Source organism: Salinisphaera sp. G21_0 (genome assembly GCF_017744115.1).
Classification (GTDB): domain Bacteria; phylum Pseudomonadota; class Gammaproteobacteria; order Pseudomonadales; family Endozoicomonadaceae; genus Endozoicomonas.
The window spans coordinates 1-23977 of sequence record NZ_JAGHQW010000037.1; the positions used below are offsets into that span (position 1 = coordinate 1).

At 49.2% G+C, this 23977-nt stretch carries 21 protein-coding genes, 3 tRNA genes and 1 riboswitch; of the genes, 21 read left to right on the plus strand and 3 right to left on the minus strand.

The window, feature by feature from the left end; translation table 11 throughout:
- The 10 genes from J7439_RS16550 to tal all read left to right on the plus strand — a co-directional run.
- Positions 1-242, plus strand: a 242-nt coding sequence (locus J7439_RS16550; RefSeq protein ID WP_209203081.1) for a hypothetical protein, incomplete at its 5' end; no start/stop codon positions are given.
- A gap of 53 nt (positions 243-295) precedes the next feature.
- The gene (locus tag J7439_RS16555; protein WP_209203082.1) at positions 296-3910 is read left to right on the plus strand and encodes a DUF1601 domain-containing protein; all 3615 of its coding nucleotides are present in this window, start codon (positions 296-298) and stop codon (positions 3908-3910) included.
- A 52-nt stretch (positions 3911-3962) separates the two neighbouring features.
- Positions 3963-6836: an RAP domain-containing protein gene (locus J7439_RS16560; protein ID WP_209203083.1), complete on the plus strand. Its 2874-nt coding sequence runs from the start codon at positions 3963-3965 to the stop codon at positions 6834-6836.
- Positions 6837-6937: 101 nt separating this feature from the next.
- Complete coding sequence (locus tag J7439_RS16565) at positions 6938-7369, plus strand: hypothetical protein (protein WP_209203084.1); 432 nt, start codon at positions 6938-6940, stop codon at positions 7367-7369.
- Between the two features lie 105 nt (positions 7370-7474).
- Complete coding sequence (locus tag J7439_RS16570) at positions 7475-8872, plus strand: MATE family efflux transporter (RefSeq protein ID WP_209203085.1); 1398 nt, start codon at positions 7475-7477, stop codon at positions 8870-8872.
- A gap of 120 nt (positions 8873-8992) precedes the next feature.
- Positions 8993-10003 (plus strand): tryptophan--tRNA ligase, encoded by a 1011-nt coding sequence (locus J7439_RS16575; protein WP_286198398.1) that lies wholly within the window; start codon positions 8993-8995, stop codon positions 10001-10003.
- Positions 10004-10263: 260 nt separating this feature from the next.
- A complete protein-coding gene (locus J7439_RS16580) occupies positions 10264-10653 on the plus strand; it encodes a hypothetical protein (RefSeq protein ID WP_209203087.1) in 390 nt (129 codons plus the stop codon).
- A 31-nt stretch (positions 10654-10684) separates the two neighbouring features.
- Entirely contained in the window at positions 10685-11113 is a 429-nt protein-coding gene (locus J7439_RS16585) for a YbaN family protein (RefSeq protein ID WP_209203088.1), read from the plus strand.
- Between the two features lie 115 nt (positions 11114-11228).
- Entirely contained in the window at positions 11229-12200 is a 972-nt protein-coding gene (gene rbsK / locus J7439_RS16590; protein ID WP_209203089.1) for a ribokinase, read from the plus strand.
- A gap of 148 nt (positions 12201-12348) precedes the next feature.
- The gene (tal, locus tag J7439_RS16595; RefSeq protein ID WP_209203090.1) at positions 12349-13326 is read left to right on the plus strand and encodes a transaldolase; all 978 of its coding nucleotides are present in this window, start codon (positions 12349-12351) and stop codon (positions 13324-13326) included.
- Between the two features lie 8 nt (positions 13327-13334).
- On the opposite strand, the gene J7439_RS16600 is transcribed toward tal, so the two are convergent.
- Both J7439_RS16600 and J7439_RS16605 read right to left on the minus strand, forming a co-directional pair.
- Positions 13335-13748: a hotdog fold thioesterase gene (locus tag J7439_RS16600; RefSeq protein ID WP_209203091.1), complete on the minus strand. Its 414-nt coding sequence runs from the start codon at positions 13746-13748 to the stop codon at positions 13335-13337.
- A gap of 33 nt (positions 13749-13781) precedes the next feature.
- Positions 13782-14810: a YbgA family protein gene (locus J7439_RS16605; protein ID WP_209203092.1), complete on the minus strand. Its 1029-nt coding sequence runs from the start codon at positions 14808-14810 to the stop codon at positions 13782-13784.
- Between the two features lie 449 nt (positions 14811-15259).
- Between J7439_RS16605 and J7439_RS16610 the strand changes: the two genes are divergently transcribed.
- From J7439_RS16610 to thiC, 3 genes are all read left to right on the plus strand, one after another.
- A complete protein-coding gene (locus J7439_RS16610) occupies positions 15260-15760 on the plus strand; it encodes a GNAT family N-acetyltransferase (RefSeq protein ID WP_101745418.1) in 501 nt (166 codons plus the stop codon).
- Between the two features lie 97 nt (positions 15761-15857).
- The gene (locus J7439_RS16615) at positions 15858-16532 is read left to right on the plus strand and encodes a phosphohydrolase (protein WP_101745417.1); all 675 of its coding nucleotides are present in this window, start codon (positions 15858-15860) and stop codon (positions 16530-16532) included.
- A gap of 86 nt (positions 16533-16618) precedes the next feature.
- Positions 16619-16735: riboswitch (TPP riboswitch) on the plus strand.
- A 193-nt stretch (positions 16736-16928) separates the two neighbouring features.
- Complete coding sequence (gene thiC, locus J7439_RS16620) at positions 16929-18842, plus strand: phosphomethylpyrimidine synthase ThiC (protein WP_286198399.1); 1914 nt, start codon at positions 16929-16931, stop codon at positions 18840-18842.
- Here thiC and J7439_RS16625 read toward each other — a convergent pair.
- Positions 18809-19879, minus strand: a complete 1071-nt coding sequence (locus tag J7439_RS16625; RefSeq protein WP_209203093.1) for a pyridoxal phosphate-dependent aminotransferase — start codon at positions 19877-19879, stop codon at positions 18809-18811. The two genes, thiC and J7439_RS16625, sit on opposite strands and share 34 nt — an antisense overlap.
- A 159-nt stretch (positions 19880-20038) precedes the next feature.
- Between J7439_RS16625 and birA the strand changes: the two genes are divergently transcribed.
- From birA to J7439_RS16665, 8 genes are all read left to right on the plus strand, one after another.
- Positions 20039-21037: a bifunctional biotin--[acetyl-CoA-carboxylase] ligase/biotin operon repressor BirA gene (gene birA, locus J7439_RS16630; RefSeq protein WP_209203094.1), complete on the plus strand. Its 999-nt coding sequence runs from the start codon at positions 20039-20041 to the stop codon at positions 21035-21037.
- Positions 21034-21804, plus strand: a complete 771-nt coding sequence (locus J7439_RS16635; RefSeq protein WP_209203095.1) for a type III pantothenate kinase — start codon at positions 21034-21036, stop codon at positions 21802-21804. The genes birA and J7439_RS16635 overlap by 4 nt, the downstream gene beginning before the upstream one ends.
- A gap of 1 nt (position 21805) precedes the next feature.
- Positions 21806-22528 carry an SPOR domain-containing protein gene (locus J7439_RS16640; protein WP_209203096.1) on the plus strand — a complete coding sequence of 241 codons (723 nt, stop codon included), beginning with the start codon at positions 21806-21808 and terminating at the stop codon, positions 22526-22528.
- 159 nt (positions 22529-22687) lie between these two features.
- A tRNA-Tyr gene (locus tag J7439_RS16645) sits at positions 22688-22771 on the plus strand.
- Positions 22772-22892: 121 nt separating this feature from the next.
- Positions 22893-22966: transfer RNA gene (locus J7439_RS16650), tRNA-Gly, on the plus strand.
- Between the two features lie 34 nt (positions 22967-23000).
- Positions 23001-23076: transfer RNA gene (locus J7439_RS16655), tRNA-Thr, on the plus strand.
- Between the two features lie 170 nt (positions 23077-23246).
- A complete protein-coding gene (locus J7439_RS16660; protein ID WP_209203097.1) occupies positions 23247-23477 on the plus strand; it encodes a type II toxin-antitoxin system Phd/YefM family antitoxin in 231 nt (76 codons plus the stop codon).
- The gene (locus J7439_RS16665; RefSeq protein WP_209203098.1) at positions 23474-23869 is read left to right on the plus strand and encodes a type II toxin-antitoxin system VapC family toxin; all 396 of its coding nucleotides are present in this window, start codon (positions 23474-23476) and stop codon (positions 23867-23869) included. Before J7439_RS16660 ends, J7439_RS16665 begins: the two co-directional genes overlap by 4 nt.
- The last annotated feature ends 108 nt before the right edge of the window (positions 23870-23977 follow it).

Here is a 23977-nt window from a genome sequence, read left to right on the forward strand (position 1 = left end):
CAATGACAAGAGTTATTGAGCAAATAAAGACAAAGTTGGCCGTCTCGCCAGAGGCCCATGGCTCTGTGTCACTTAGCAGCGGCGACTGGGTGGTAGATGATGCATATTTTACTGCTGATGAAGGAGCGCAATTTTCGGATGACTGTTATTTTACCGCTGAAGAATATTTAGAAGAGCAAACAAAGAAACCAAAAAAGAGAAAAAGGAAGAGAAAAAAGCCAGTAAAAACTAATGCCTGTTGATGCCGCAGAGTAGTCTACATTTCATATTTCCCATGAATTAATGAAATATAATTATGGACAAAGGTGGTGCTGGTATAAGTTGGACATGCACAACATCAGGTAATGATTATAATCAATCGGATGACCATACCGGTGTTTCAGGGAGTGGGCGATACAGGTATGGCACAGTGAGGCGGACGAATACTCCATTCCCCTATATCCCGGAGCGTCATGAATTTTATCCTGCTTCTGACGCCTGCTCTGGTAACAATCCACCAAGACATTCAATAAAACCTGTTCAGGATTTTAATGCTCTTATCACACAAGAAAAAATGGATTACCTGATGAGGATATCTACTCATTATGGTGATCGCTATAATGGGAAAAAACACAGTCAATTTGCCTGTTCAATCAAACAATACACATCAAGGTCAAAAAGACCATTAAATCACAGTGAACAACAGCAACTGATACCATTGTTGAACGATTTTAAAGCGACGTCCGGGTGGCCATGGCGAAGCCTGACGACAACGCTTCATTCATTTACTTCAGCGGGTGTTTTTACCCCTCATAAATACATGAATGAGGGAAGTAAGGAAACTCAGGCAGCTTTATTGTCAACTTTACTTGATGCAGTAATATGTAAGTGCAACCAAAAACCTGAAGCCAGGAGTATTGATACCCAAGGTACCGCCAATCTGCTGTGGGCCCTGGCAAAAATGGTTGGCAACGGGCTTGAGCTGAAGAAGACACCGAAGCTCAAAGAGGCCGTCGCCACGCTGTTGCCCCTGGTAAGAATCAAAGCCGAATCAACAGAAGAGAAAGACCACTTTAATCCACAGGAAATCACCAACCTGCTGTGGGCCGTGGCGAAACTGGTGGAAAACGGGCTGGAGAAGACACCGACGCTCAAAGAGACCGTGGTCGTGCTGTTGTCCCATGTGAAAACCAAAGCCGAATCAAAAGAAGGGAAAGATCACTTCAACACTCAAGGTACTGCCAACCTGCTGTGGGCCATGGCAAAAATGGTGGACAATGGGCTGGAGAAAACACCGAAGCTCAACGAGGCGGTAGCCGCGCTGTTGCCCCTTGTAAAAACCAAAGCTGAATCAAAAGAAGAGAAAGACCACTTCAAGCCACAGGAAGTTGCCAACCTGCTGTGGGCCCTGGCGAAACTGGTGGACAACGGGCTGAAGAAGACAACGAAGCTCAAAGAGGCCGTGGCCGCGCTGTTGCTCCAGGTGAAAACCAAAGCCGAATCAAAAGAAGAGAGAGACCACGTCAACCCTCAAGCTACTGCTAACCTGCTGTGGGCCATGGCAAAACTGGTGGACAATGGGCTGGAGAAAACACCGAAGCTCAAAGAGGCATTAGCCGCGCTGTTGCCCCATGTAAAAACCAAAGCCGAATCAAAAGAAGAGAAAGACCACTTCAAGCCACAGGAAGTAGCCAACCTGGTGTGGGCCGTGGCGAAACTGGTGGACAACGGGCTGGTGGGGCTGGAGAAGACAGCGAAACTCAAAGAGGCCTTCGCTGCACTTTTGCCCCATGTAAAAACCAGAACCGAATCAAAAGGCTACTTCAAGCCACAGGAAGTGGTCAACCTGCTGTGGGCCGTGGCGAAACTGGTGGACCACGGGCTGGAGCTTGGGAAAACACCGCGGCTCAAAGAAACTGTTGTTGCGCTGTTGCCCCGGGTGAAAACCAAAGCCGAATCAAAAGAAGAGAGAGACCTGTTCAATCCACAGGAAACCGTCAACCTGATGTGGGCCGTGGCGAAACTGGTGGACAAAGGACTGGAGTTGGAGACGACACCGGAGCTTAAAGAGACCGTGGCCGTACTTTTGTCCTGTGTAAAAACCAAAGCTGAATCAAAACAAGAGAAAGTCCACTTTATTCCTCAACATATCAACAACCTGCTGTGGGCCGTGGCGAAACTGGTGGACAATGGGCTGGAGAAGACAGCGAAGCTCAAAGAGACTGTGGCCGAGCTGCTGCCCCATGTGAAAACCATAGCCGAATCACAACAAGAGAAAGACCGCTTTATTCCTCAGCATATCGCCAATCTGTTGTGGGCTGTGGCGAAACTGGTCGAAAACGGGCTGAAGCTGGAGAAGGCACCAAAGCTCAAAGAGGCCGTCGACACGTTGTTGCCCTATGTGAAAACGATGGCCGAATCAAAAGAAGAGAGAGACCACTTCAAGCCACAGGAAGTCGCCAATCTTCTGTGGGCCATGGCAAAACTGGTGGATAATGGTCTGGAGCTGGAGAAGACATCGAAGCTTAAAGAGGCCGTGGCCGTGCTGTTGCTCCAGGTGAAAACCAGAGTCGAATCAAAAGAAGAGAAAGACCACTTCAACACTCAAGGTATCGCTAACCTGCTGTGGGCTGTGGTGAAACTGTTGGAGAATGGGCTGGAGCTGGATAAGGCACCAAAGCTCACAGAGGCGGCAGCCGTGCTGCTACCCCATGTGAAAACCAAAGCCGAATCAAAAGAAGAGAAAGGCCACTTTATTCCTCAGCATATTGCCAACATGGTGTGGGCCGTGGCGAAACTGGTGGACAACGGGCTGGCACTGGAGACGACACCGAAGCTCAAAGAGGCCATGGTCGCGCTGTTGCCCCATGTGAAAACCAAAGCCGAATCAACAGAAGAGAAAGACCACTTTAAGCCACAGGAAGTCGCCAACATGGTGTGGGCCGTGGCGAAACTGGTGGACAACGGGCTGGAACTGGAGAAGATGGCAAAGCTCAAAGATACCGTGGTCGCGCTGTTGTCCCATGTGAAAACGAAAGCCGAATCAAAAGAAGAGAAAGACCACTTTATTCCTCAGCAGATCACCAACCTGTTGTGGGCCGTGGCAAAACTGGGTGATGCCATTGAGCTGAAACTGGTTAAATCTACGTTCGCTTCTCTTGTCGGCAGACTCTGTGAAAACCCTCAGCTCTCTCAGCGATATATATCGATCTCTCTCTGGGGAGTCATGGTGTTCTGTGCCAGGTCTTATCTGTACTTTGGTGACGATAATAAAAACGCCCTTGAAAAGTACATAGATGAACTGTTTTCTCGTCTGGAAAGTCCATCCCCGTGCAATACAGAGTTTTCTTACATCATTGCCATGGCCGCAAGTTGGCTTGGGAGAGCGTGTCCGGTGGCGCCCCATTACCAGACAATCACTTCACAATCTCAATCCACCTTACGCGATCAACTCCAGTCAAGCTTTCCGTCTTTGCAGATTGAAGAAGAAAAGAGTCTGAACTCGCTACCTCCGGTTGACCTGTTACTGCCAGATTGCAACATGGTGATCGACGTTCAGGGACCTTCTCATTACGTGTGTGGTGATTTCAAAACCAGGAATGGTTCGACTTTATTGAAAGTCGCCCTGCTGAAAAAATTAGGATTTGAGGTTATTGAAATCCCGGTGAACAAGCTTAATAACCAGGATTCAATGAAAAGAGTTATTGAGCACATAAAGATAAAGTTAGCCGTCTTGCCAGAGGCCCATGGTCTTGTGTTACTTAGCAGTGGTGAGGAGGCAGCAGATGAGGCATATTTTACTGCCGATGAAGAATGGCAGTTATCGGATGACTGTTATTTCACCGCTGAAGAATATTTAGAAGAGCAAACAAAGAAACCAAAAAAGAGAAAAAGGAAGAAAAAAAAGCCAGTAAAAACTAATGCCTGTTGATGCCGTAGAGTAGTCTACATTTTATATTTTCATGAATTAATGAAATATAATTATGGACAAGAGCGGTGCTGGTAAAAGTTGGACATGCACAACATCAAGTAATGATTATAATCAATCGGATGACCATACCGGTGCTTCCGGGAGTGTGCGATACAGGTATGGCACAGTGAGGCGGACGAATACGCCACTTCCCTATATCCCGGAGCGTCATAAATTTTATCCTGCTTCTGACGCCTGCTCTGCTAACAATCCACCAAGACATTCAATAAAACCTGTTCAGGATTTTTATGCTCTCTTCACACAAGCAAAAATGGATGATCTGGTGAGGATATCTACTCATTATGCCGAGCGCTATAATGGGAAAAAACACAGTGAATTTGCCTGTTCAATCAAACAATACACATCAAGGTCAAAAAGACCATTAAATCATAGTGAACAATGCCAACTGATACCATTGTTTCACGCTTTTAAAGTGACACCCGGGTGGCCTTGGCGAAGCTTGACGACAACGGTTCATTCATTTACGTCAGCGGGTGTGTTTACCCCTCATAAATACATGAATGAGAAAAGTAAGGAGGCTCAGGCAGCCTTATTGTCAACGTTACTTGATGCAGTAATAGTTAAGTGCAAGCAAAAACCTGAAGTCAGGGATATTGGGGCTCAAGGTATCGCCAACCTGCTGTGGGCCCTGGCAAAAATGGTTGGCAACGGGCTGGAGCTGAAGAAGACACCGAAGCTCAAAGAGGCCGTGGCCTCGCTGTTGCCCCTGGTGAGAATCAAAGCCGAATCAAAAGAGGGGAAAGACCACTTTATTCCTCAGCATATCTCCAATCTGCTGTGGGCAGTGGCAAAATTGGTAGATAACGGACTGGAGCTGGAGAAGACACCGGAGTTCAAAGAAGTTGTGGTTGCGCTGTTGACCCGCGTGAAAACCAAAGCCGAATCAAAAGAAGAGAAAGACCACTTCCACTCTCAAGGTACCGCCAACCTGCTGTGGGCTCTGGCAAAACTGGTCGAAAACGGGCTGGACCCGGAGAAGACAGCGCAGCTCAAAGAGGCCGTGGCCGCGCTGTTGCCCCATGTGAAAATCAAAACCGAATCAAAAGAAGAGAAAGACCACTTCAAGCCACAAGAAGTCGCTAACCTGCTTTGGGCCATGGCGAAACTGTTGGACAATGGTCTGAAGCTGGAGGAGACACCGAAGCTCAGAGAGGCCGTGGCCGCGCTGCTGGCCAATGTGAAAACCAAAGCCGAATCAAAAGAAGAGAAAGACCACTTTATTCCTCAGCATATCGCCAACCTGCTGTGGGCCGTGGCAAGATTGGTGGACAACGGGCTGGCGCTGGAGAAGACACCGAAGCTCAAAGAGGTTGTAGTCGCACTGTTGCCCCATGTGAAGGCCAAAGCCGAATCAAAAGAAGAGAAAGACCTCTTCAACACTCAAGCTATCACCAACCTGCTGTGGGCTTTGGCGAAACTGGTGGAAAACGGACTGGAGCTGGAGAAGACATGGCAGCTAAATGAGGCCGTAGCCGCGCTGTTGCGCCGGGCAAAAACCAAAGCTGAATTAAAAGCAAGGAAAGACCACTTTAATGCCCGGCATATCGCCAACCTGCTGTGGGCCGTGGCGAAATTGGTGGACAAGGGGCTGGAGTTAGAGAAGGCACCAAAGCTCACCGAGGCGGTAGCCGTGCTGTTATCCCATGTGAAAACCAAAGCCGAATCAAAAGAACAGAAAGACCACTTTATTCCTCAGCATATCTCCAATCTGCTGTGGGCCATGGCAAAACTGATGGACAACGGTCTGGAGCTGGAAAAGACAGCGATCTTCAAAGAGGCCCTGGCCGCACTGTTGTATCATGTGAAAACCAAAGCCGAATCAAAAGACGAGAGAGACCACTTCAGTGCTCAAGGTATCGCCAATCTGGTGTGGGCCCTGGCGAAACTGGGGGACATCGGGTTGGAGCTGGAGAAGACCGCGAAGCTCAAAGAAACCATGACCGCGCTGTTGTACCATGTAAAAACCAAAGCCGAATCAACACAAGAGAGAGACCGCTTCGAACTTCAAGGTACCGTCAACCTGCTGTGGTCCCTGGCCAAACTGGGTGAGGCCATTGAGCTGAACCTGATTAAATCTACGTTTGATTCTCTTGTCGGCAGAATCAGTGAAATCCCTCAGCGTTCTCAGCAAAATCTATGGATGTCTCTCTGGGGAGTCATGGTATTTTGTGCCAGGTCTTATCTATACTTTGGTATAAATAATAAAAACCCGCTTGAAAAGCACATAGGTGAACTATTTTCTCGTCTGGGAAATATATCTTCGGACAATATAGAGGCTCAAACCGTTATTGCCATGGCCGCCAGTTGGCTTGGGAGACCATGTACGGAGGTCCCCTACTACCAGACAAACATTTCACAATCTCAAACTACCTTACGCGAGCAACTCCAATCAAGCCTTCCGTCTTTGAAAATTGAAGAAGAGAAGAGTCTGAACTCATTACCTCCGATTGATCTGCTACTGCCAGATTACAACATGGTTATCGACGTTCAGGGACCTTATCATTATGTGAGTGGTGATTTCGAAACCAGGAACGGTAAAACGCTGCTGAAAATCGCCCTGCTGCAAAAATTAGGATTCGAAGTCATTGAAATTCCGGTGAACCAGCTTTGGAAACAGGATTCAATGAAAAGAGTTATTGAGCAAATAAAGACAAAATTAGCCGCCCAGCCGGAGGCTCATGGTTCTGTATTACTCAACAGTGGTGAGGGAGTAGCCGATGAGGCATACGTTACTGCTGATGAAGGAGTGCTATTTTCAGGTGACGGTTATGCTACCGCCGAAGAATATTCAGAAGAGCAAATAAATAAACCAAAAAAAGAAAAAGGAAGAGAAAAAAAGCCAGTAAACGGCTCTCTTCCAACATGACATAAGAACCACTTTGACATTCTGGTGGAGGTGTACTTTCATTTTTTACCGTATCAATATATGGCAGCTGTTTAGTACATTTGTATAAAGAGGGATTTAAAATGGATAGGGCAATAGATATTGTGGTCAGGGGAATAAGTGCTGCTCCCTTTAAAGCGCCTGCGGAAATTCAAAAACAAGATCCGTCACATTTTGGAGATCATCAGGTTAGAGTGCTGAACACCTATAATAATGGTATGAATGCCCCAAAATTTACCACATATGTTGGACGTGGTGTTGAAAATTTCAATTCACGTCGAGAGGCATTAGATTTCGCCGAAAAGTTAACCTACGGACAAATCCACTCTATCACGAAAACAATGATGAATGCTATCAGGCATTTAGAGTATTATCGTTCCAAGGATTACATTGAACCCAACTATGATCCTGATGAAACAACGAATGAAGAAGTGAAAGAATTTGTAGCATGCACTATGGAGGAGGTTGCTGCTGATATTGAGAAACTTGCAGCTATTAAAAAGAGATCAGTTTAGTATTTTTTCGAAAAATCCAATTCAATCATTTTTTGATTCATTAATAGAATATATAATTCTTCGCCCCGGCTCTGTCTGCCGTGGGTTTCTATTCTGTGAGCAACAATGAGAAACAATCTTTCAGCTTTTGCCCGTTATCGTGGCGAACTTGGTGAATTAATGTATTTGGCCGGGCCTATCATGGGGGCCCAACTGGCAACCACCGGTATGTCATTTGTCGACACCAGTATGGCCGGGCAATATTCAGCCCTGGATCTGGCCTCTATTGCCCTTGGCTCCAGTATCTGGGTGCCGGTCTACCTGTTAATCCGTGGCATATTAATGGCCATTACACCCACGGTTGCCCATCTGTACGGTGCACGTCAAACCGGAGAGATTGCTGGTCAGGTGCGTCAGGGGTTATGGATTGCCCTGCTGTTGAGCCTGTTGGCCCTGGGTTTTATTTACCAATCCGATGTCGTATTGCAATGGTTGCAGGTTGGGCCTGCGATGGCGGGTAAAACGCTGGAGTATCTGAAAGCGCTTGCCTGGGGCGTTCCGGCGATTTGTTTGTTCCAGGCGCTTACCTGCTACTGCGAAGGAATGGGTAAAACCAAGCCCGGCATGGTGTTCAGTTTTATTGCCCTGGCTCTGAATATTCCGCTGAACTATGTACTGATTTATGGCAAGTTCGGGTTCCCGGAGCTGGGCGGCGTTGGCTGTGGTTATGCGACAGCCGTTTGCTTCTGGGCCATGTTCCTGATGATGGCGGCATACACGATGCTGGCTCAGCAGCATCGCAAAATTGGTCTGTTTGACCAGTGGGACTTGCCCAGTCTGAACATTATTGCCAGTCAGCTAACGCTGGGTGTGCCTATCGGTCTGGCCATTTTTTTTGAAGCCAGTATCTTTTCGGTGGTGGCTCTGCTGATCGGGAAATTAGGTGCCATTGTGGTGGCTGGGCATCAGATTGCCCTTAATTTTTCCTCACTGACCTTTATGGTGCCGTTGAGTCTTTCCATGGGGCTTACCATTAGTGTCGGACAGGCACTGGGTGCCGGTAAAACTGCGCAGGCCGCCTACTCCAGCTATGCGGGTATTGTCACAACGCTGGTCAGTGCCACCCTCAGCGCTGCCGTGATGTTGTTTCTGCCAGGGGTGGTGACCTCGATCTATACACAGAACACAGAGGTGGCCATTCTGGCCTCTCAGCTGCTGGTTTATGCGGCACTGTTCCAATACGCCGATGGCATTCAGATTGCGGCTAATGGTGCGCTTCGTGGCTATAAAGATACCCGGGTTCCCATGGCGATGATTCTGTTTGCCTGCTGGGGCGTGGCGTTACCCCTGGGCTATATTCTCGGGCTGACTGACTGGATTGTGGCACCAATGGGGCCTCATGGCTTATGGATTGGTCTGGTGAGTGCATTGACCATGAGTGCCATCCTTTTGACCTTGCGTCTGCGCGCCATTATTGGCCGGCATCGGGTGTCTGCCGCTGACAACATGGCTATGTCATCATGAGAATCAGGTGTCTATTGTGAGAGAGGGCGGCGCTCTTTTATAATGCTGCCCTTTTCTAACGAAACTCCTTTCTGGTCAGCGCGTCAGGCCAGGTTAAATCGTCGCTGTGCGAGTGAACTCATGAGTAAAACGAAAGTACTGACAGGTATTACAACTACTGGAACACCACACCTGGGTAACTACGTAGGGGCCATCAAGCCTGCCATTGAGGAAAGCTGGCGTGACGATATTGCTTCATACTACTTTCTGGCGGACTATCATGCCCTGATCAAAGGCCGTGACCCCAAGCGAATCCACCAGTCTACCCTGGAGATTGCCGCTACCTGGCTGGCACTGGGCCTGGATACGGACCGTGTCACCTTCTACCGTCAGTCAGACATTCCGGAAATTGCCGAGCTGAACTGGATTCTGGGCTGCATGACCGCCAAAGGTCTGATGAACCGCGCCCATGCTTATAAGGCAGCGGTTCAGGCTAATGAAGAAGCCGGTGAGCAGGACCCGGACAAGGGCGTGACCATGGGGTTGTTCTGCTACCCGGTCCTGATGGCGGCGGATATTCTTATGTTCAATGCCCATAAAGTGCCGGTGGGGCGTGATCAGGTCCAGCATATTGAGATGGCCCGGGATATTGCCGGACGTATGAATCATCATTACCAGACCCGGTTCGTCTTGCCTGAAGCGGTGGTGGGTGAAACCACGGCAGTGCTGAATGGTCTTGATGGTCGTAAAATGAGCAAAAGCTACGATAATACCATTCCGCTTTTTATCCCTGAAAAGAAACTGCTGAAGCTGGTTCGCAAGATCAAAACCAACTCACTGGAGCCGGGTGAGCCGAAAGACCCGGATACCTGCACGCTGTTCCAGATCTACTCGGCATTTGCCGATGCCACTCAGATTGAGGTAAAACGTCAGCAATATGCTGATGGTGCTGGCTGGGGCGATCTGAAAAATGAGCTGTTTGAATTTCTGAATGCTCACTTGCAAGCTCCCCGGGAACGTTATAATGCGCTGATTGAAGATCCAGCATTTATTGAAAAAGAGCTGCTGAAGGGGGCTGAAAAGGCCCGGGCTGAAGCCGCTTCTGCCCTGGCTTCTATTCGTCAAGCCGTAGGCCTCAAGCCGCTGGCATAATATTCAGCAGTCGTCTTAACGTTTGGCTTTCCTTTGGGAAAGCCATTCTTAATAATAAGTAGTTAACCAAATGAAATCCTATTTTCTGACTAAGTGGACAGTCACTCTGCGGCGTTACAACTCCGGTCACATAGCTAAGGCTATGCTCCCTGCGTTGTGCCTTGCATAGTAACTGCCCACTTAGCCAGGAATATACGATTCCATTTGGCCAACTACTTAAAAGCAATAAAGACAGGCACCATCGCTCGACTGGAAATCCCATGAACATATCAAAATTATTTGCCATTGTGCTGGGTGCGATTTTGCTATCGGCCTGCAGCCATCTGGATGGTCTGCTGAAAGACAAAGTGCAGCAAAAGGTAGCGTTTGACTTGACCCGCCTGGATGCGGATGGCCTTTATGGCCCAGCGGATGGCAAGCAATCCCTGAGCTATGAGTTCTGTATTCCTGCCCATGTGAATACCGCAAGGCAGGTGATGTACATTGACCCAACCGCAATTGTCTACAAAGAATCCCCCGGACGTTTACAGTGTGATGAGGAGCAGTATCTGGTGGTGGGTGATACTAATCAGCCCAATTATCTGGTGACTCTGAAAAAACTGGTTGAATTGACCTATGTTACCCGGATTCAAGAGGCATTTTTTGAGTAAAGCGTACCCGCAGAATCCACTTTCGATAACCATGAACTCAAGAGATAAAACCTCGCCCCCCCAATCACCCGGTATTCTAATCCGCAACCCGTTACTCCGGTGCGCCTTTAAAGCCTGCGCCCTGCTCTGTGTTGCACTGGGTTGTATCGGCATTTTCCTGCCACTACTACCCACCACACCCTTTCTATTATTAGCCGCTTTTTTCAGCTTGCGGTCATCTCCAACCATTCACGCCCGGCTCTTGAACCACCCAACACTGGGCCCCCCACTACGCCAATATCTTAATCAACGCAGCATTTCCACCAGGGTATATATCCGCGCAGTTATTTTTCTCTGGCTAACCATAAGCCTCTCCATTTGGCTACTCACCCTGCCATGGCTCAAATACCTGCTACTGACCATAGCCATCACCGTAACGCTATACCTGACAAAATTAAAAAGAAGGGAAACACACCCCTGAAAACCTATCCTAAAACCAACTGCCCACTGCCAACTCGCTTCCAAAACCTCCAACCCCAAACGACATATGCATTACACTTGATCAAGTTGTCAGCCTGATTTTCACCGGTGGTGATATGAGTAAGCAGATTCTCGTGCTAGGCAGTATTAATGTTGACCATATTCTGAGGGTTGATTGTTTTCCCAAACCAGGCCAAACCATTACCGCTTCATCTTACGACATTATGGCAGGGGGCAAAGGCGCTAATCAGGCAGTAGCCTGTGCCCGCCTTGGTGGCAATACACTTATGATGGCAGCGATCGGGCAGGATGATCCGGGGCGGGAAATAGTACAGCAACTGAGTGATGAAGGTATTGATACATCGGCAATTACTGAAATAGTGGATGCCCAAACAGGGGTGGCCCTGATGTTCGTGAATGGCAAAGGCGAAAATATGGTTGGTATTTCTGCTGGTGCTAATGGCTGCCTGAGTGAAGAGTATATTGAGCAGAAACATAGTTTGATCGCTGGTGCAGATTATCTGCTCTTGCCGCAGGGGATTCCTGAATCTGTCATGCGACAGGCTGCTCATATTGCCAGGAGAAGCCATACTAAAGTTGCCTTGAGCCCCGCATCTGTCAAACCGTGTTCCGGGGATGACTTACTGACTGTGGATTTGATTACGCCTGATCAGACGGAGGCAGACCTTCTTACCGGTATTAAAGTGTTGGATGAAACGTCGGCAACTCAGGCTGCTACCCTATTGCATGAGAAAGGTATTACTGACGTGGTGATCACCATGGGTCAGTATGGGGCCTATGCATCATCAATGACTTCAGGCCATCCTGAAGGGCTGATGGTTCCCGGGTTTCCGGTTAAGGCGGTTGATACAACGGCGGCTGGCGATACATTTAACGGTGCACTGCTGGTGGCCCTGGCGGAAGGGAAATCGCTTGAGGAAGCAGCCTTCTTTGCCAATGCCAGTGCCGGCCTTTCGGTCATGAGTGCTGGTTCTCAGGTGTCTATTCCCTATCGTTTTCAGGTTGAGGAATTTATTCAGTGCGATCAGGAAATTGCCGATGCTGCTGCAACCCCGGATACCTCATGATGCTGGTATTTCTTTGATATAAAAGGTAAATACGGATAGTCTGGGATACCCTCGTTGATTAAAGACGAAAAGATTGATAGTAAACTTTTAAAGTGCTTATCAGGTTATCAAGCATCCAGCTGTTTGCTTGGCTGGAAGAAGGTACAGTATGCAAAATCAGCTCGACCAATTAAAAAAAATGACCAAGGTTGTGGCCGATACCGGTGATATCGAAGCCATCCGTCGATACCAGCCGGTTGATGCGACGACCAATCCTTCACTGATTCTAAAAGCCGCGCAGTTACCGGCGTATAAAAAGCTGGTTGATGAAGCCATTGCCTTTGGGCGCAACCATTCTACAGAAAAAGCGGTCAGTGCCCGTTATGCCTGTGACTGGTTGACAGTCAGTATTGGCAAAGAGATTCAGCAGGTAGTGCCGGGCTTTGTGTCAACGGAAGTGGATGCACGACTGTCGTTTAATACTGACGCGACGATTCAAAAGGCCAGACAGCTGATTGATCTCTATAAAGAGCAGGGCGCTGATAGTGAGCGGGTGCTGATCAAAATAGCGTCTACCTGGGAAGGTATCAAAGCGGCGGAGGTTCTGGAAAAAGAAGGTGTTCGTTGTAATCTGACCTTGCTGTTCAGTTTTGCCCAGGCTCAAGCCTGTGCCGAAGCCGGTGCTTATTTGATCTCCCCGTTTGTTGGCCGGATTCTCGACTGGTACAAAAAAGCAGAAGGCCGGGATTATACTGCTTCACAAGACCCCGGCGTTCAGTCGGTCACCCGTATCTACAACTATTTCAAACAACATGGCTACAACACCGTGGTGATGGGAGCCAGCTTCCGAAACACCGGTGAGATTACCGAGTTAGCCGGTTGTGATTGCCTGACGATTGGTCCGGATCTTCTCGATCAGCTGGAATCATCCGGGCAATTGCTTGAACAAAAGTTGTTTGCCGACTCACCAGTGTGTAGTGATGAAAAAGTGATTCTGGATGAGGCAGCATTTCGCTGGGCGATGAACGACGATGCCATGGCAACGGAAAAGCTGGCGGAAGGCATCAGAAAGTTTGCTGAAGATCAGATTAAGCTGGAAATGCAGTTGCTTGATGCACTGCGGGAGGATTTTGCAAAAGCCAAATGAATTATTGATTATATTTTCTTGGTTGCCATGGTAATACGGGATATACAGGTGGGCCTGCCCTGGTCATCCTCAATCTTGATTTCCCACACCTGAGTACTGCGGCCGATATGAATGGGGCGGGTTGTGCCGGTCACTTTTCCGGACGTGGCTGAGCGAAGATGATTGGCGTTGATTTCCAGACCAACACAGTAGGCTCCGTCTTCACAGCACAGGTTGGCGGCAATACTGCCCAGTGTTTCAGCGAGAACCACCGAGGCACCACCATGCAGCAGTCCCATGGGCTGAATGGTTCTGCGGTCAACTGGCATGGTGCCCCGGAGAAAGTCATCTCCTACTTCGGTAATCTCAATACCCAAGTGGTCACACATGTTTTCCTTGAATACCGCGGTTTCAGTACTGTAAGGCCTTTTCCAGATGGACATATTTTTTCCTTTTTCTTTTATTGGCACTGATCATCAGATCCGGTTGCGCAAGCCCAGCTGATCCGGGTGAGGTGTCAGGTAGGTTTGTCGTTGAATATATACACTACCATGATTGTCTATGAAATGCCTTAGCATGGTCATGGGGGCAATAAGGGGGATCATTTCCTGACGGTACTCTTCAATCAACGTCAGCAGTTGCTTTCTCTCTTTGCCATCGACGCTCTTTTTCACATATCCGAGGATATGCATCATGGCATTGGTGTGAGATTTTCGATTGGCCCGTCGTTTAAGGGCACTCATAAAGCTGCGCAGGTACTCCTCCAGCAGTTCATGCAGATTCGCTTTGCTGCCTTTGGCCACGATTTGGCCCAGTAACTCATACCCCTGGGGATAGTGGGCCATGATCATGTACTTGTGAGTAGAGTGAAAGTCGACAAGAGCGGCATAAGATGGCTCTGCCATCACGGTTTTCTGCCAACGGTCATAGGCGTAAACCCGGGTGAAAAAATTTTCACAGAGTATTGGGTCGTGCAGCCTGCCTTCTTCTTCTATTGGCAGCAGCGGGTTGCTCTCCATAAAGGCCCTGGCATAGGCCCCGGGTGCACTTTCACCCAGCGGATGGCCATTTTCATGGTACACCTTGACCCTTGCCATGCCACAGCTGGGGGACTTCTGCATCAGAATATAGCCGCAAATATGTGACAGCTGGTCAGACATATCACGACCATACTGCGCCAGAGCATCCGTTACATCCAGGCTGGAATTTTCAGTGCCGACTACCCGGATTTGCAACTGTTTATCGGGCGCAGAGGATGAACTTTGTTCGGTTGACTGTGATGCTTCAGCCAGTTGGCCGACCAGTCGGATGGGCTCTCTGGGGGTTCCCAGCCCGATAGCCATCTCAGGACAGACCGGCTCAAAGTGGAAGAATTTATCCAGCGTGTTGACACAAAAAGATGAGCGTTTGTGCCCACCGTTATAGCGCACTTTATGGCCCAAAAGGCAAGAGCTGATGCCCAGTGTGATCTGTTTTTCAGGCTCAGGTATGGAAACGATAGCCACTCGTTAATCTCCACTTTACTTTCAAAAATCATGCCCTGGTTAATATCGCCCGTTACCAGCAACTACTTTGCCTGTCAGCGGTGGAAAACAGGTATAACTCTACATTGCTTTTAAGGCAAGAGTGATATGCTTATTAGCCATCCGTTTATGGAATCAGGGAACTTTTGACAATCTGCGCACACTAATATAGGGAAAGAACTTGCGCAGCCTGTGAAATCAACATCTGCTCGTAAAAGGTTGCCGTTTAAGGCTCTCTTCGCTTTTGCCTGATTATCTATTGGCGTTGTCTGGTCTGATGATGGCAATTGCTTTTCTTGATATTTGTGTCAATAAATCAGTTAGTTGTATTCATCGGGCTGCCTAATGAGTGAGAACTTTCAGATCATCTAACTGTCCAAATGGCGGAGTATTTATTTTGTTGGAGCAAAGTTTCTGGAGACTATTTTACCGTGCTGATTGTTACTGATACGCCCCGTCTGATACTTCGTACCTGGCAGTTACAGGATGTTGATGCATACTCCGCTTTACTGGGCGAAACGCCTCCCGGCGCTTCAGATGCCATGGCCACAGAGCCCGGAAGCCTTGCAGAAACCGAGCTGTGGCGCTATCAGGCGGAACTGGATAAGTGGGGGTGGTCGCGCTGGGCGGTGGTATTCAAAGAGAATAACCAGCTGATTGGCTATTGCGGCTTTTCTCCCTATGGCAAGCATATTGAGATGAGCTGGCGCTTTTTACCCGCTTACCGCGGACAGGGGCTGGTGCTGGAAGCTGTTGAGGCAGTGACTCAGTTCGGGTTTAACCAGCTGGGCATGGAAGAGATTATTTCTTATACAACCCCCACTAATGAGTTTGCCCAGGGAGTTATGCAACAACTGGGGATGACACTTGATCGCTTCGAGGGGTGGAGTACCTGTACGGTTGCCCGTTACCGCATACAGTCACCGATATAAATCATGCGCTGAAAATATTCCGCAGCCACAGTACAATCACTTTAAATTATTTCATTCATTTAAATTTATCCCTCCATCTACAGTCTTTTTTGAACTCATGAGCAATAGCAGCAGCGACACCCTGAGTAGCTGGGAGCAGAAAATTATCGTCTGGCTACAATCCATGCACCACGACCATGATGACCACTCCCATGACTTTTCCCATTTTCAGCGGGTCTGGAAAACGGCACAGCAGATCATGGATCTGGAGCAGGTGTCTGTGAATCCACTGGTGGTTCTCGCTGCCTGCTACTTTCACGATATTGTGGTGTTGCCAAAAGATCATCCTGAGAGATCCAGGGCCTCTTCGCTGGCTGCCATAAAGACCAGAACCTGCCTTGAGGATATGGGGTTTCCTGCTGAGTTGATTGATAACGTCTGTCACTCGGTGGCCAGTCACAGCTATTCTGCTGGTATTGCGCCCGAAACCATTGAAGCCAAAGTTGTTCAGGATGCTGATCGGATGGAGGCTCTGGGAGCTATTGGGCTGGCCCGGGTTTTTTATACATCGGGCCTGCTGCGGCGGAAAATGTTCGACCCCGAAGACCCACTGGCTGAGCACCGGGCCCTTGATGACCGTGAATACGCGCTGGATCATTTTCAGGTGAAGTTGCTGAAGCTGTCTGACACCATGCAGACGTCCGCCGGACGCAGAATGGCAGAGCGGAACTCTGAATACCTCAGGGAATATATGGGCAAGTTGCTTAAAGAGCTGGAGGGGGATTATTCCTGACCCGGATATTTCATAAACTGCCTTGAAATATCCGGGTTAAAAGGTATCCGGTACTACTTTTTCAGGGAGGGCACCTTTATAATCTTCCCATCTTGTCGGAGTGCGTAAAGCTGAGATCGCTGCATTTTATCGGGGATAAGTGCAGCAAATTCGTTGAACCTGCTCAGGGTAATACCTGCGAAGGGAACAAGAGAAGAGAGTACCGGGCTGCTATCTGGCGGGTGGCTGATCACGCTTTTGGCCAACCATGCCTTTAATATCTGAAGCATCGTTTTGCTTTAAATCAAGCAGCTTCTTGCTAACCTTGATGAGTCAAGTTAGCCAAAACCGTCTATTCCTTTTCTCTGGCCTGAGACACCGGCAAGCCATACCAATAACAATAGATAAGGGATATTCATGGTCGGTAACTCTCAACTTCAGGGTATTCAGATGCGTGCTCCAATTGCTGACAGTCAGTCACTTCTGGCAGAGGCCTGTCGTCCATTTCCTGCTTCACGGAAAATTTACCTCCCCGGCAGCCGGCATGATATTCGTGTGGGCCTGCGGGAAATAACGATTGGGCAGAGACACGGGGAGTACAGTCAGTTATCCACTGAATCGACCGTTCGGGTGTACGACACATCCGGTCCTTATACTGATCCGGAATACTGCCTGGATCTGCTTAAGGGCCTGCCGCCTATCCGCTCAGAATGGATACTGGCACGTGAAGACTCAGAAGAGTTGAGTGCCCATTCTTCAACCTATGCATTGCGACGAAAACAGGATATTCAGGTTGAGCCGGTGCGCTTTCAGTCATCTGCCCCTGTCAGATGTGCCTTGTCTGGAAGAAATGTGACTCAGCTCCACTATGCCAGGCAGGGAATAATCACACCGGAGATGGAATATATCGCCATCAGGGAAAACATGGGAAGGCCCGAAGCGAAGATAACACCGGAATTTGTTCGTCAGGAGGTGGCATCCGGTCGTGCGGTGATACCTGCAAATATTAACCATCCCGAAGCTGAGCCAATGATTATTGGCCGTAATTTTCTGGTGAAGGTTAATGCCAATATTGGTAATTCACCGGTGACGTCCACCATAGAGGAAGAGGTTGAAAAACTGCTCTGGGCAACCCGCTGGGGGGCCGATACGGTGATGGATCTTTCTACCGGTAAACATATCCATGAAACCCGGGAGTGGATTATCAGAAACTCACCGGTACCGATTGGCACCGTGCCTATTTATCAAACCCTGGAGAAAGTAAACGGCAAGGTAGCGGATCTTAATTGGGAGGTGATGAAGGACACCTTGATTGAGCAGGCAGAGCAGGGGGTAGATTATTTCACCATTCATGCCGGAACGCTGAGAGGCCATGTGAAACTGACCACTGATCGGGTGACCGGTATTGTTTCCAGGGGCGGTGGGATTCTCGGGCAGTGGTGTGAAATTCATGACAGCGAAAACTTCCTCTATGAACACTTTGATGAGATCTGCGAGATATGCAAGGCATACGACATTACCCTTTCATTAGGGGATGGGCTGCGCCCGGGATCGGTGGCTGATGCCAACGATGCAGCACAGTTTGCTGAACTGAAAACGTTGGGTGAACTGACAAAGAAAGCCTGGGCACATGATGTTCAGGTGATGATTGAAGGCCCCGGGCATATACCGATGCACCTGATTCAGGAAAATATGGATAAACAGCTGGAGTATTGCCACGAGGCACCCTTTTACACACTGGGTCCACTGACGACGGATATCGCCCCTGGCTATGACCATATCACTTCCGGGATAGGTGCAGCGATGATTGGCTGGTTTGGCTGTGCAATGCTCTGTTATGTGACGCCAAAAGAGCACCTTGGTCTGCCCAACCGTGAGGATGTGAAACAGGGATTGATCGCCTACAAAATTGCTGCCCATGCGGCAGATGTCGCCAAAGGTCACCCGGGGGCACAACTCAGGGATGATGCGCTTTCCCGTGCCCGTTTTGAGTTTCGCTGGGAGGACCAGTTTAACCTGGCCCTGGATCCGGATACCGCAAAAGCCTACCACGATGAAACCCTCCCTCAGGACAGCGCCAAGGATGCGGGTTTCTGCTCCATGTGTGGACCAAACTTCTGCCCAATGCGCATGACGCATGATGTGCGGGAGTTGGAAGAGCCTTCAGCCAATAAAGAGCCTTCAGCCAATAAAGAGCCTTCAGCCAATAAAGAGCCTTCAGCCAATAAAGAGCCTTCAGCCAATAAAGAGCCTTCAGCCAATAAAGAGCCTTCAGCCAATAAAGCGCCCTTAGCCAATCAGGCGGCTCCCGCGATGGAAAGCCCCTCCTGAATCCTCTCGATCAGTTGCCGGGTCTGGGCAATATCACCCAGTGTTATTCTCAGGCCTTTACGCCCGGTCTGGTCAGACTTGGGGCGAACAAGGATGCCATGACTGCGCAGGTGCTGCTCAATGACCTCAGGATTCTTCGGAAATGCCCAGATGAAATTGGCAGCACTGGGCCAATAGGGAATGCCCTGTTGATCAAGGAACTGCTCAAACAAAGGTTTGGATGCCTCCATAACTTCTCTGATGTACTGATGGGTATACTCCGGATAGTCCAGGGCGGCACTGATGGCCACGGCGGCAAACTGGTTAACATCATAAGGGCCACGGATATTCAGCAGTGCCCGGATGTTGTCAGGGTGGCTGATCACGTAGCCCAGTCGAATGGAAGGCAGGCCCCAGGTTTTAGAGAAGGTGCGTGTGACCAGAATATTCGGGTATGCCATAACCGCATCAGCAACGGTGGCCTGAGAATATTCAAAGTAGCATTCATCCACTAGCAGGGCGGTATCCGGTGTGGACCTGGCAATGGTCAGAATATCTTCACGCTGGATTTGCGTGCCGCTGGGGTTGTTCGGGTTGGCGATGACAATCAGCCGGGTTTTTGCAGTGATGGCGTCCAATACTGCGTTAACCGGGAAGCCGTTTTGCCGCGTATAGTCTGGCTCAACAATGTTCAGCTTTTCAATATTGGCGCACTGATGGTACATCGCGAAGGTCGGGCCGGGGATGATGATTTCATCACCTTCTGTACAGGCCGCACGGATAATAATATCAATGCCCTGGTCAGAACCATTAGTGATCATTACCTGGGGTTCATTGACGCCTGCGTAGTCAGCGATTTTCCGGGTCAGGTCGCCATAGGATGGGTACACTTGCAGACGATCATCATTGATGTAGTTAATCAGTGCCTGTTTGACATGTTCACTGACGGGCAGCGTTCTTTCATTAAAGTCCAACAGCAGATTGTGATGAGGGTCTCTGCCTTCAAGTGGCGGAGAATAAGCGCTCATCCGGGTGATGTGGGACTTGAAAATGCTCATCGGCGGTTTCCCTGATCCATCTGTTTTTGTCGGTGTCTGGAGAAAGTGCAGTATAGAGCAGAGCTCACGGCAGAAGCTATCAGAAAGGACTTGTGTCCGCTAAATGCTCTGGCCTGATATAATATTCAGTTTCCTGACAGGTATGCGGACTCCCTATAAATGGAAAAGGTATTAGAACTTCTGGCTGATGGCAGTTTCCACTCCGGTGAAGCGCTGGGCAGGGCATTGGGGATCAGTCGCGCAGCGATCTGGAAAAAGCTGAAAATGCTGGAATCGCTCGGCCTGCAAATTGATTCAGTCAAAGGCCGGGGGTACAGGCTGTGTCCGGGGGTTGAGTTGCTGGATAATGAACGTATTCTCAATGCCCTGGACCCATCCGTCAGAGAGTCGGTGGTTCTCCACACCTGTCTGAACACCGCCTCTACCAATGATCTGGTCAGAGAGATTCCTGTTGCCAGCCCGTTAATAAAAGGGGTGTGTCTGGCAGAATATCAGACCAGCGGCCGTGGTCGCCGGGGCAGAGCCTGGGATAATCCCTTAGGTTCGACCATCAGTATGTCTGTACGTTGGTTTTACAGGGCTGGCATGGCATCCCTGGAAGGGTTGAGCCTGGCGGTTGGTCTGGCTGTGCTGAAAGCGCTTGAGCACTGCGGTGGCACTGATCTCAAGCTGAAGTGGCCTAATGATGTGCTGTGGAACTCGCCCGGCGGTTTTCGGAAGCTGAGTGGCATCCTGCTGGAAGTGCATGGAGACCCCACCGGCGACTGTGAGGTGATCATCGGTATTGGCGTCAATATTGCCCTGAGCCAGCAACAGATCAACGGTATCAGCCAGCCTGCAGTGGATATGCAGCGGGTTTGTGGTACAACAGTGAGCCGAAACCAGGTAGCCAGTGAGTTGATCAACGAGTTGTGCCGTACCCTGGATATTTTCAGTCAGCAGGGCTTCAGCCATTTCAAAGACCAGTGGGAACACTATGACGCTTTTGCCGGGCAGGATGTTGTCCTGGATGCTTCCGGTAAAATGGTGTCCGGCGTAGCTTCTGGGGTGAATGGTCATGGAGGACTGTTATTGCAGACCCGTGAAGGTATGATGATTTTCAATGGCGGTGAGGTTTCATTAAAGGCCGCGACACCCACAAAGAGCAAGTCATCATGAGAATTCTGGAACTGGATGCAGGCAATAGCCGATTAAAATGGCGGCTACTGAATAGCGGCCACATCATTTCCCATGGCTTTCTTGCCAACAGCGAAGACTGGCAACACGAACTGCCAAAGCTGCTGGATCAAATCGGGCCGGTCGATTCGGCCAGGGCGGCCATTGTCTCCGGTGATGAGCGTTTTGCGCAGTTGAGTACTGCGGTTAATCAGCACTTTAATGTATCCCTGTTAAAGGCCGAGGTTAAAGAGCAGTACCGGGGCGTTAAGGCTGCCTATCCTGGTCTGGGCGTTGATCGTTGGCTGGCTATGCTGGCGGCCCATCATCTGGACAGGGCAGAGAATAAAGAACCCTGCAATAAAATGGTGGTGAGTTGTGGTACTGCCATCACCATTGACTTGTTGAGTGACGGCGGGAATCACCTGGGCGGATATATTGTACCGGGTGTCGGCCTGATGAAGGGAATGCTGCATACCAGGACAGCACAACTGCCCATGGTAGAAGCAGAAGCGTCAACGACGATGCACGGAACTAGCACGGCCGGGTGCATTAATAACGGTATTCTGGCCATGGCCGTAGCCATGATTAATACACAACAGGCACAGTATAAAACGGCTTGTGGCAAAGAATGCCTGGTTTATCTCACCGGAGGCGATGCTACCTTGGTTCAGCCGTATATCCGGGGTGAGTGTTACCATCATCCCGCGCTGGTGATGGATGGTCTGGCGCTTGCTTTCGAACAGGAGGGGAGTAACTCCGTTATATAAAATGCGTTTGACAGTAATTTTTCTTGTGTTTGCCAATATCGGTTACTTTGCCTGGGGCTCATGGCAGGAGTCCAGGGTGGGTTACTGGCTGCCTGAGAGTGATAGTGCCTATACCGAAGCCGCAGGTGAGCGGCTGGTTCTGTTGACTGAGACGGAAGATTATCTTCAGTCTCTGCGGAATGAGACGGAAGTTCAGCCAGCGTTGGAAACCTCGCTGTATTCCGGTGATGCTGTCCAGGAATGTCTGATCGTCGGGCCTTTGGCCAATGTGATCGAGGTGGATGAGTTGCAGCAACGCCTGTTTGCCGTGGGTGTCAGCAGTAAAGAGCGTGCAGACGAAAGCAGTCAACAGGAGGATTACTGGGTTCATATACCGCCACTGGCCAGCAGGGATGCGGCAATACGGCTGTTAAGGGAACTTCAGGCCCAGAGAATCGACAGCTTTGTGATTACGCAGGGCGAACTGACCAATGGGATCTCGCTGGGACTTTTTTCCCGCAGAGAATTTGCAAAAGCAGTAAGTCGTCGCTTAATGGATGCGGGCTATGAGGTTGCGATCAAGTCCCTGCCCAGAGTTCCTGAGCAATGGTGGCTTGAGATGGATGCCGCAGTAGAAGAAAAGCTGAGTACGTCATTCTGGGATGAGGCTACTGACCAGTTTCCTGAATTGAAAACCTTAAGAACGGCCTGCAAGAAGAATGATGCGCTGAAAAAAGTGATGTAAAAGATTGCAACGGACCAAGAGTTTCTCTAGTATACGCCTCGCTGCTCAGGGAGACAGTTAGCCAGGACGACAAGCGGAGGTGACCGATGAACAAGGTTGCTGAAGAGAGAAAAGTCGGGTTGACAAAGAAAACTTCCTGAATAAAATAGCGCAGCATCTGGTGGGGTTCCCGAGTGGCCAAAGGGATCAGACTGTAAATCTGACGCGAAAGCTTCGCTGGTTCGAATCCAGCCCCCACCACCAGATTTCGCTTCCTTGTGTTAAGTAAATCGAAAAACTGATTCTTGATGCTTGGAGACTGCTGGCTTCTCTTGTATTCTTTGTTGGATGTATAGAAGCTTCTGCATAAATAAAGTTTGTTTGTGCGGGTATAGTTCAATGGTAGAACCTCAGCCTTCCAAGCTGATGATGCGGGTTCGATTCCCGCTACCCGCTCCAGATTGCATCTCTTTCGTTCTTTTTTGAGATTCATGCTCTTATAGCTCAGTCGGTAGAGCGCATCCTTGGTAAGGATGAGGTCACCGGTTCAATTCCGGTTAAGAGCTCCATATAAAACAAGGGTTTACAGCGATGTAAGCCCTTTTTTTATGCGCTGTAATTCCCTCGCATTACAAGTTGACAGTTGGCAGAAAAAGCTTTTACTGCCCACTGCTTCTTGCAGAAACACTCCGGCTGAACTAGCTTGAGAAGTACAAAGATTTTGTACAAGGAATAAAGAGTGGAACAGGTCAATATCAGCGAACTGAGAGCTAACCTGCTTGATTACCTGAAAAAAGCCCAACAAGGCCAACCCTTTATCGTGACTTCTAATGGTCAAACACTGGCGACCGTCTGCGCCCCCGATGCGTTAAAGAAGTATTCAAGAAAAACCCTGAAGGAAGTGGGTAAAAATGCCATTGCCAACGATATTATCGACCCATTGGATGAGCCCTGGGAAAACCGGCAATGATTTTATTGGATACCTGTGCCTTTATCTGGGATGCCCTGCAACACGACAAACTCAGTAAACAGGCAAAGCAAATCATCCAACAAGGTGATCGCAAAGGCCAGCTGATGATTTGCGATATCACCCTCTGGGAAGTAGCCATGCTGATAAAACGTAGACGGCTGCAATTGGAATTGAGCGCCGAGAGTTTTTGCCAATTGGCATTACAGGCAAGAACAATCGACGTTATCCCTATTAACCCAATCATTGCAGAACTCTCCGTGAAGCTGGACAACAGCATTAATAATGATCCGGCGGACCGTTTGATTGCCGCCACAGCGATCCATCTTGGTGCAACACTTGTTACTGCAGATCGTAATTTGAGAGAGAGCCCGTTGGTGACAAGCGTTTGGTAATACCTGCTATCATCAATAGTTTTAACCAGAATTGAGAAAAATCTATTTTTAATGGTCTAATCCGGATATTTCATAAACGTGCTCCCGATCTCGCTTGTCTTTTGCCGT

Excerpts from the sequence above, each read along its gene's own strand:
- J7439_RS16585 (WP_209203088.1), top strand. The coding sequence starts at position 10,685 with ATGAACTCAAGAGATAAAACCTCGCCCCCCCAATCACCCGGTATTCTA.
- J7439_RS16635 (WP_209203095.1), top strand. The coding sequence starts at position 21,034 with ATGAGAATTCTGGAACTGGATGCAGGCAATAGCCGATTAAAATGGCGG.
- birA (WP_209203094.1), top strand. The coding sequence starts at position 20,039 with ATGGAAAAGGTATTAGAACTTCTGGCTGATGGCAGTTTCCACTCCGGT.
- J7439_RS16600 (WP_209203091.1), bottom strand. The coding sequence starts at position 13,748 with ATGTCCATCTGGAAAAGGCCTTACAGTACTGAAACCGCGGTATTCAAG.
- J7439_RS16570 (WP_209203085.1), top strand. The coding sequence starts at position 7,475 with ATGAGAAACAATCTTTCAGCTTTTGCCCGTTATCGTGGCGAACTTGGT.
- thiC (WP_286198399.1), top strand. The coding sequence starts at position 16,929 with ATGGTCGGTAACTCTCAACTTCAGGGTATTCAGATGCGTGCTCCAATT.
- J7439_RS16615 (WP_101745417.1), top strand. The coding sequence starts at position 15,858 with ATGAGCAATAGCAGCAGCGACACCCTGAGTAGCTGGGAGCAGAAAATT.
- J7439_RS16665 (WP_209203098.1), top strand. The coding sequence starts at position 23,474 with ATGATTTTATTGGATACCTGTGCCTTTATCTGGGATGCCCTGCAACAC.
- J7439_RS16580 (WP_209203087.1), top strand. The coding sequence starts at position 10,264 with ATGAACATATCAAAATTATTTGCCATTGTGCTGGGTGCGATTTTGCTA.
- tal (WP_209203090.1), top strand. The coding sequence starts at position 12,349 with ATGCAAAATCAGCTCGACCAATTAAAAAAAATGACCAAGGTTGTGGCC.
- J7439_RS16555 (WP_209203082.1), top strand. The coding sequence starts at position 296 with ATGGACAAAGGTGGTGCTGGTATAAGTTGGACATGCACAACATCAGGT.
- J7439_RS16565 (WP_209203084.1), top strand. The coding sequence starts at position 6,938 with ATGGATAGGGCAATAGATATTGTGGTCAGGGGAATAAGTGCTGCTCCC.
- J7439_RS16625 (WP_209203093.1), bottom strand. The coding sequence starts at position 19,879 with ATGAGCATTTTCAAGTCCCACATCACCCGGATGAGCGCTTATTCTCCG.
- J7439_RS16560 (WP_209203083.1), top strand. The coding sequence starts at position 3,963 with ATGGACAAGAGCGGTGCTGGTAAAAGTTGGACATGCACAACATCAAGT.
- rbsK (WP_209203089.1), top strand. The coding sequence starts at position 11,229 with ATGAGTAAGCAGATTCTCGTGCTAGGCAGTATTAATGTTGACCATATT.
- J7439_RS16575 (WP_286198398.1), top strand. The coding sequence starts at position 8,993 with ATGAGTAAAACGAAAGTACTGACAGGTATTACAACTACTGGAACACCA.
- J7439_RS16640 (WP_209203096.1), top strand. The coding sequence starts at position 21,806 with ATGCGTTTGACAGTAATTTTTCTTGTGTTTGCCAATATCGGTTACTTT.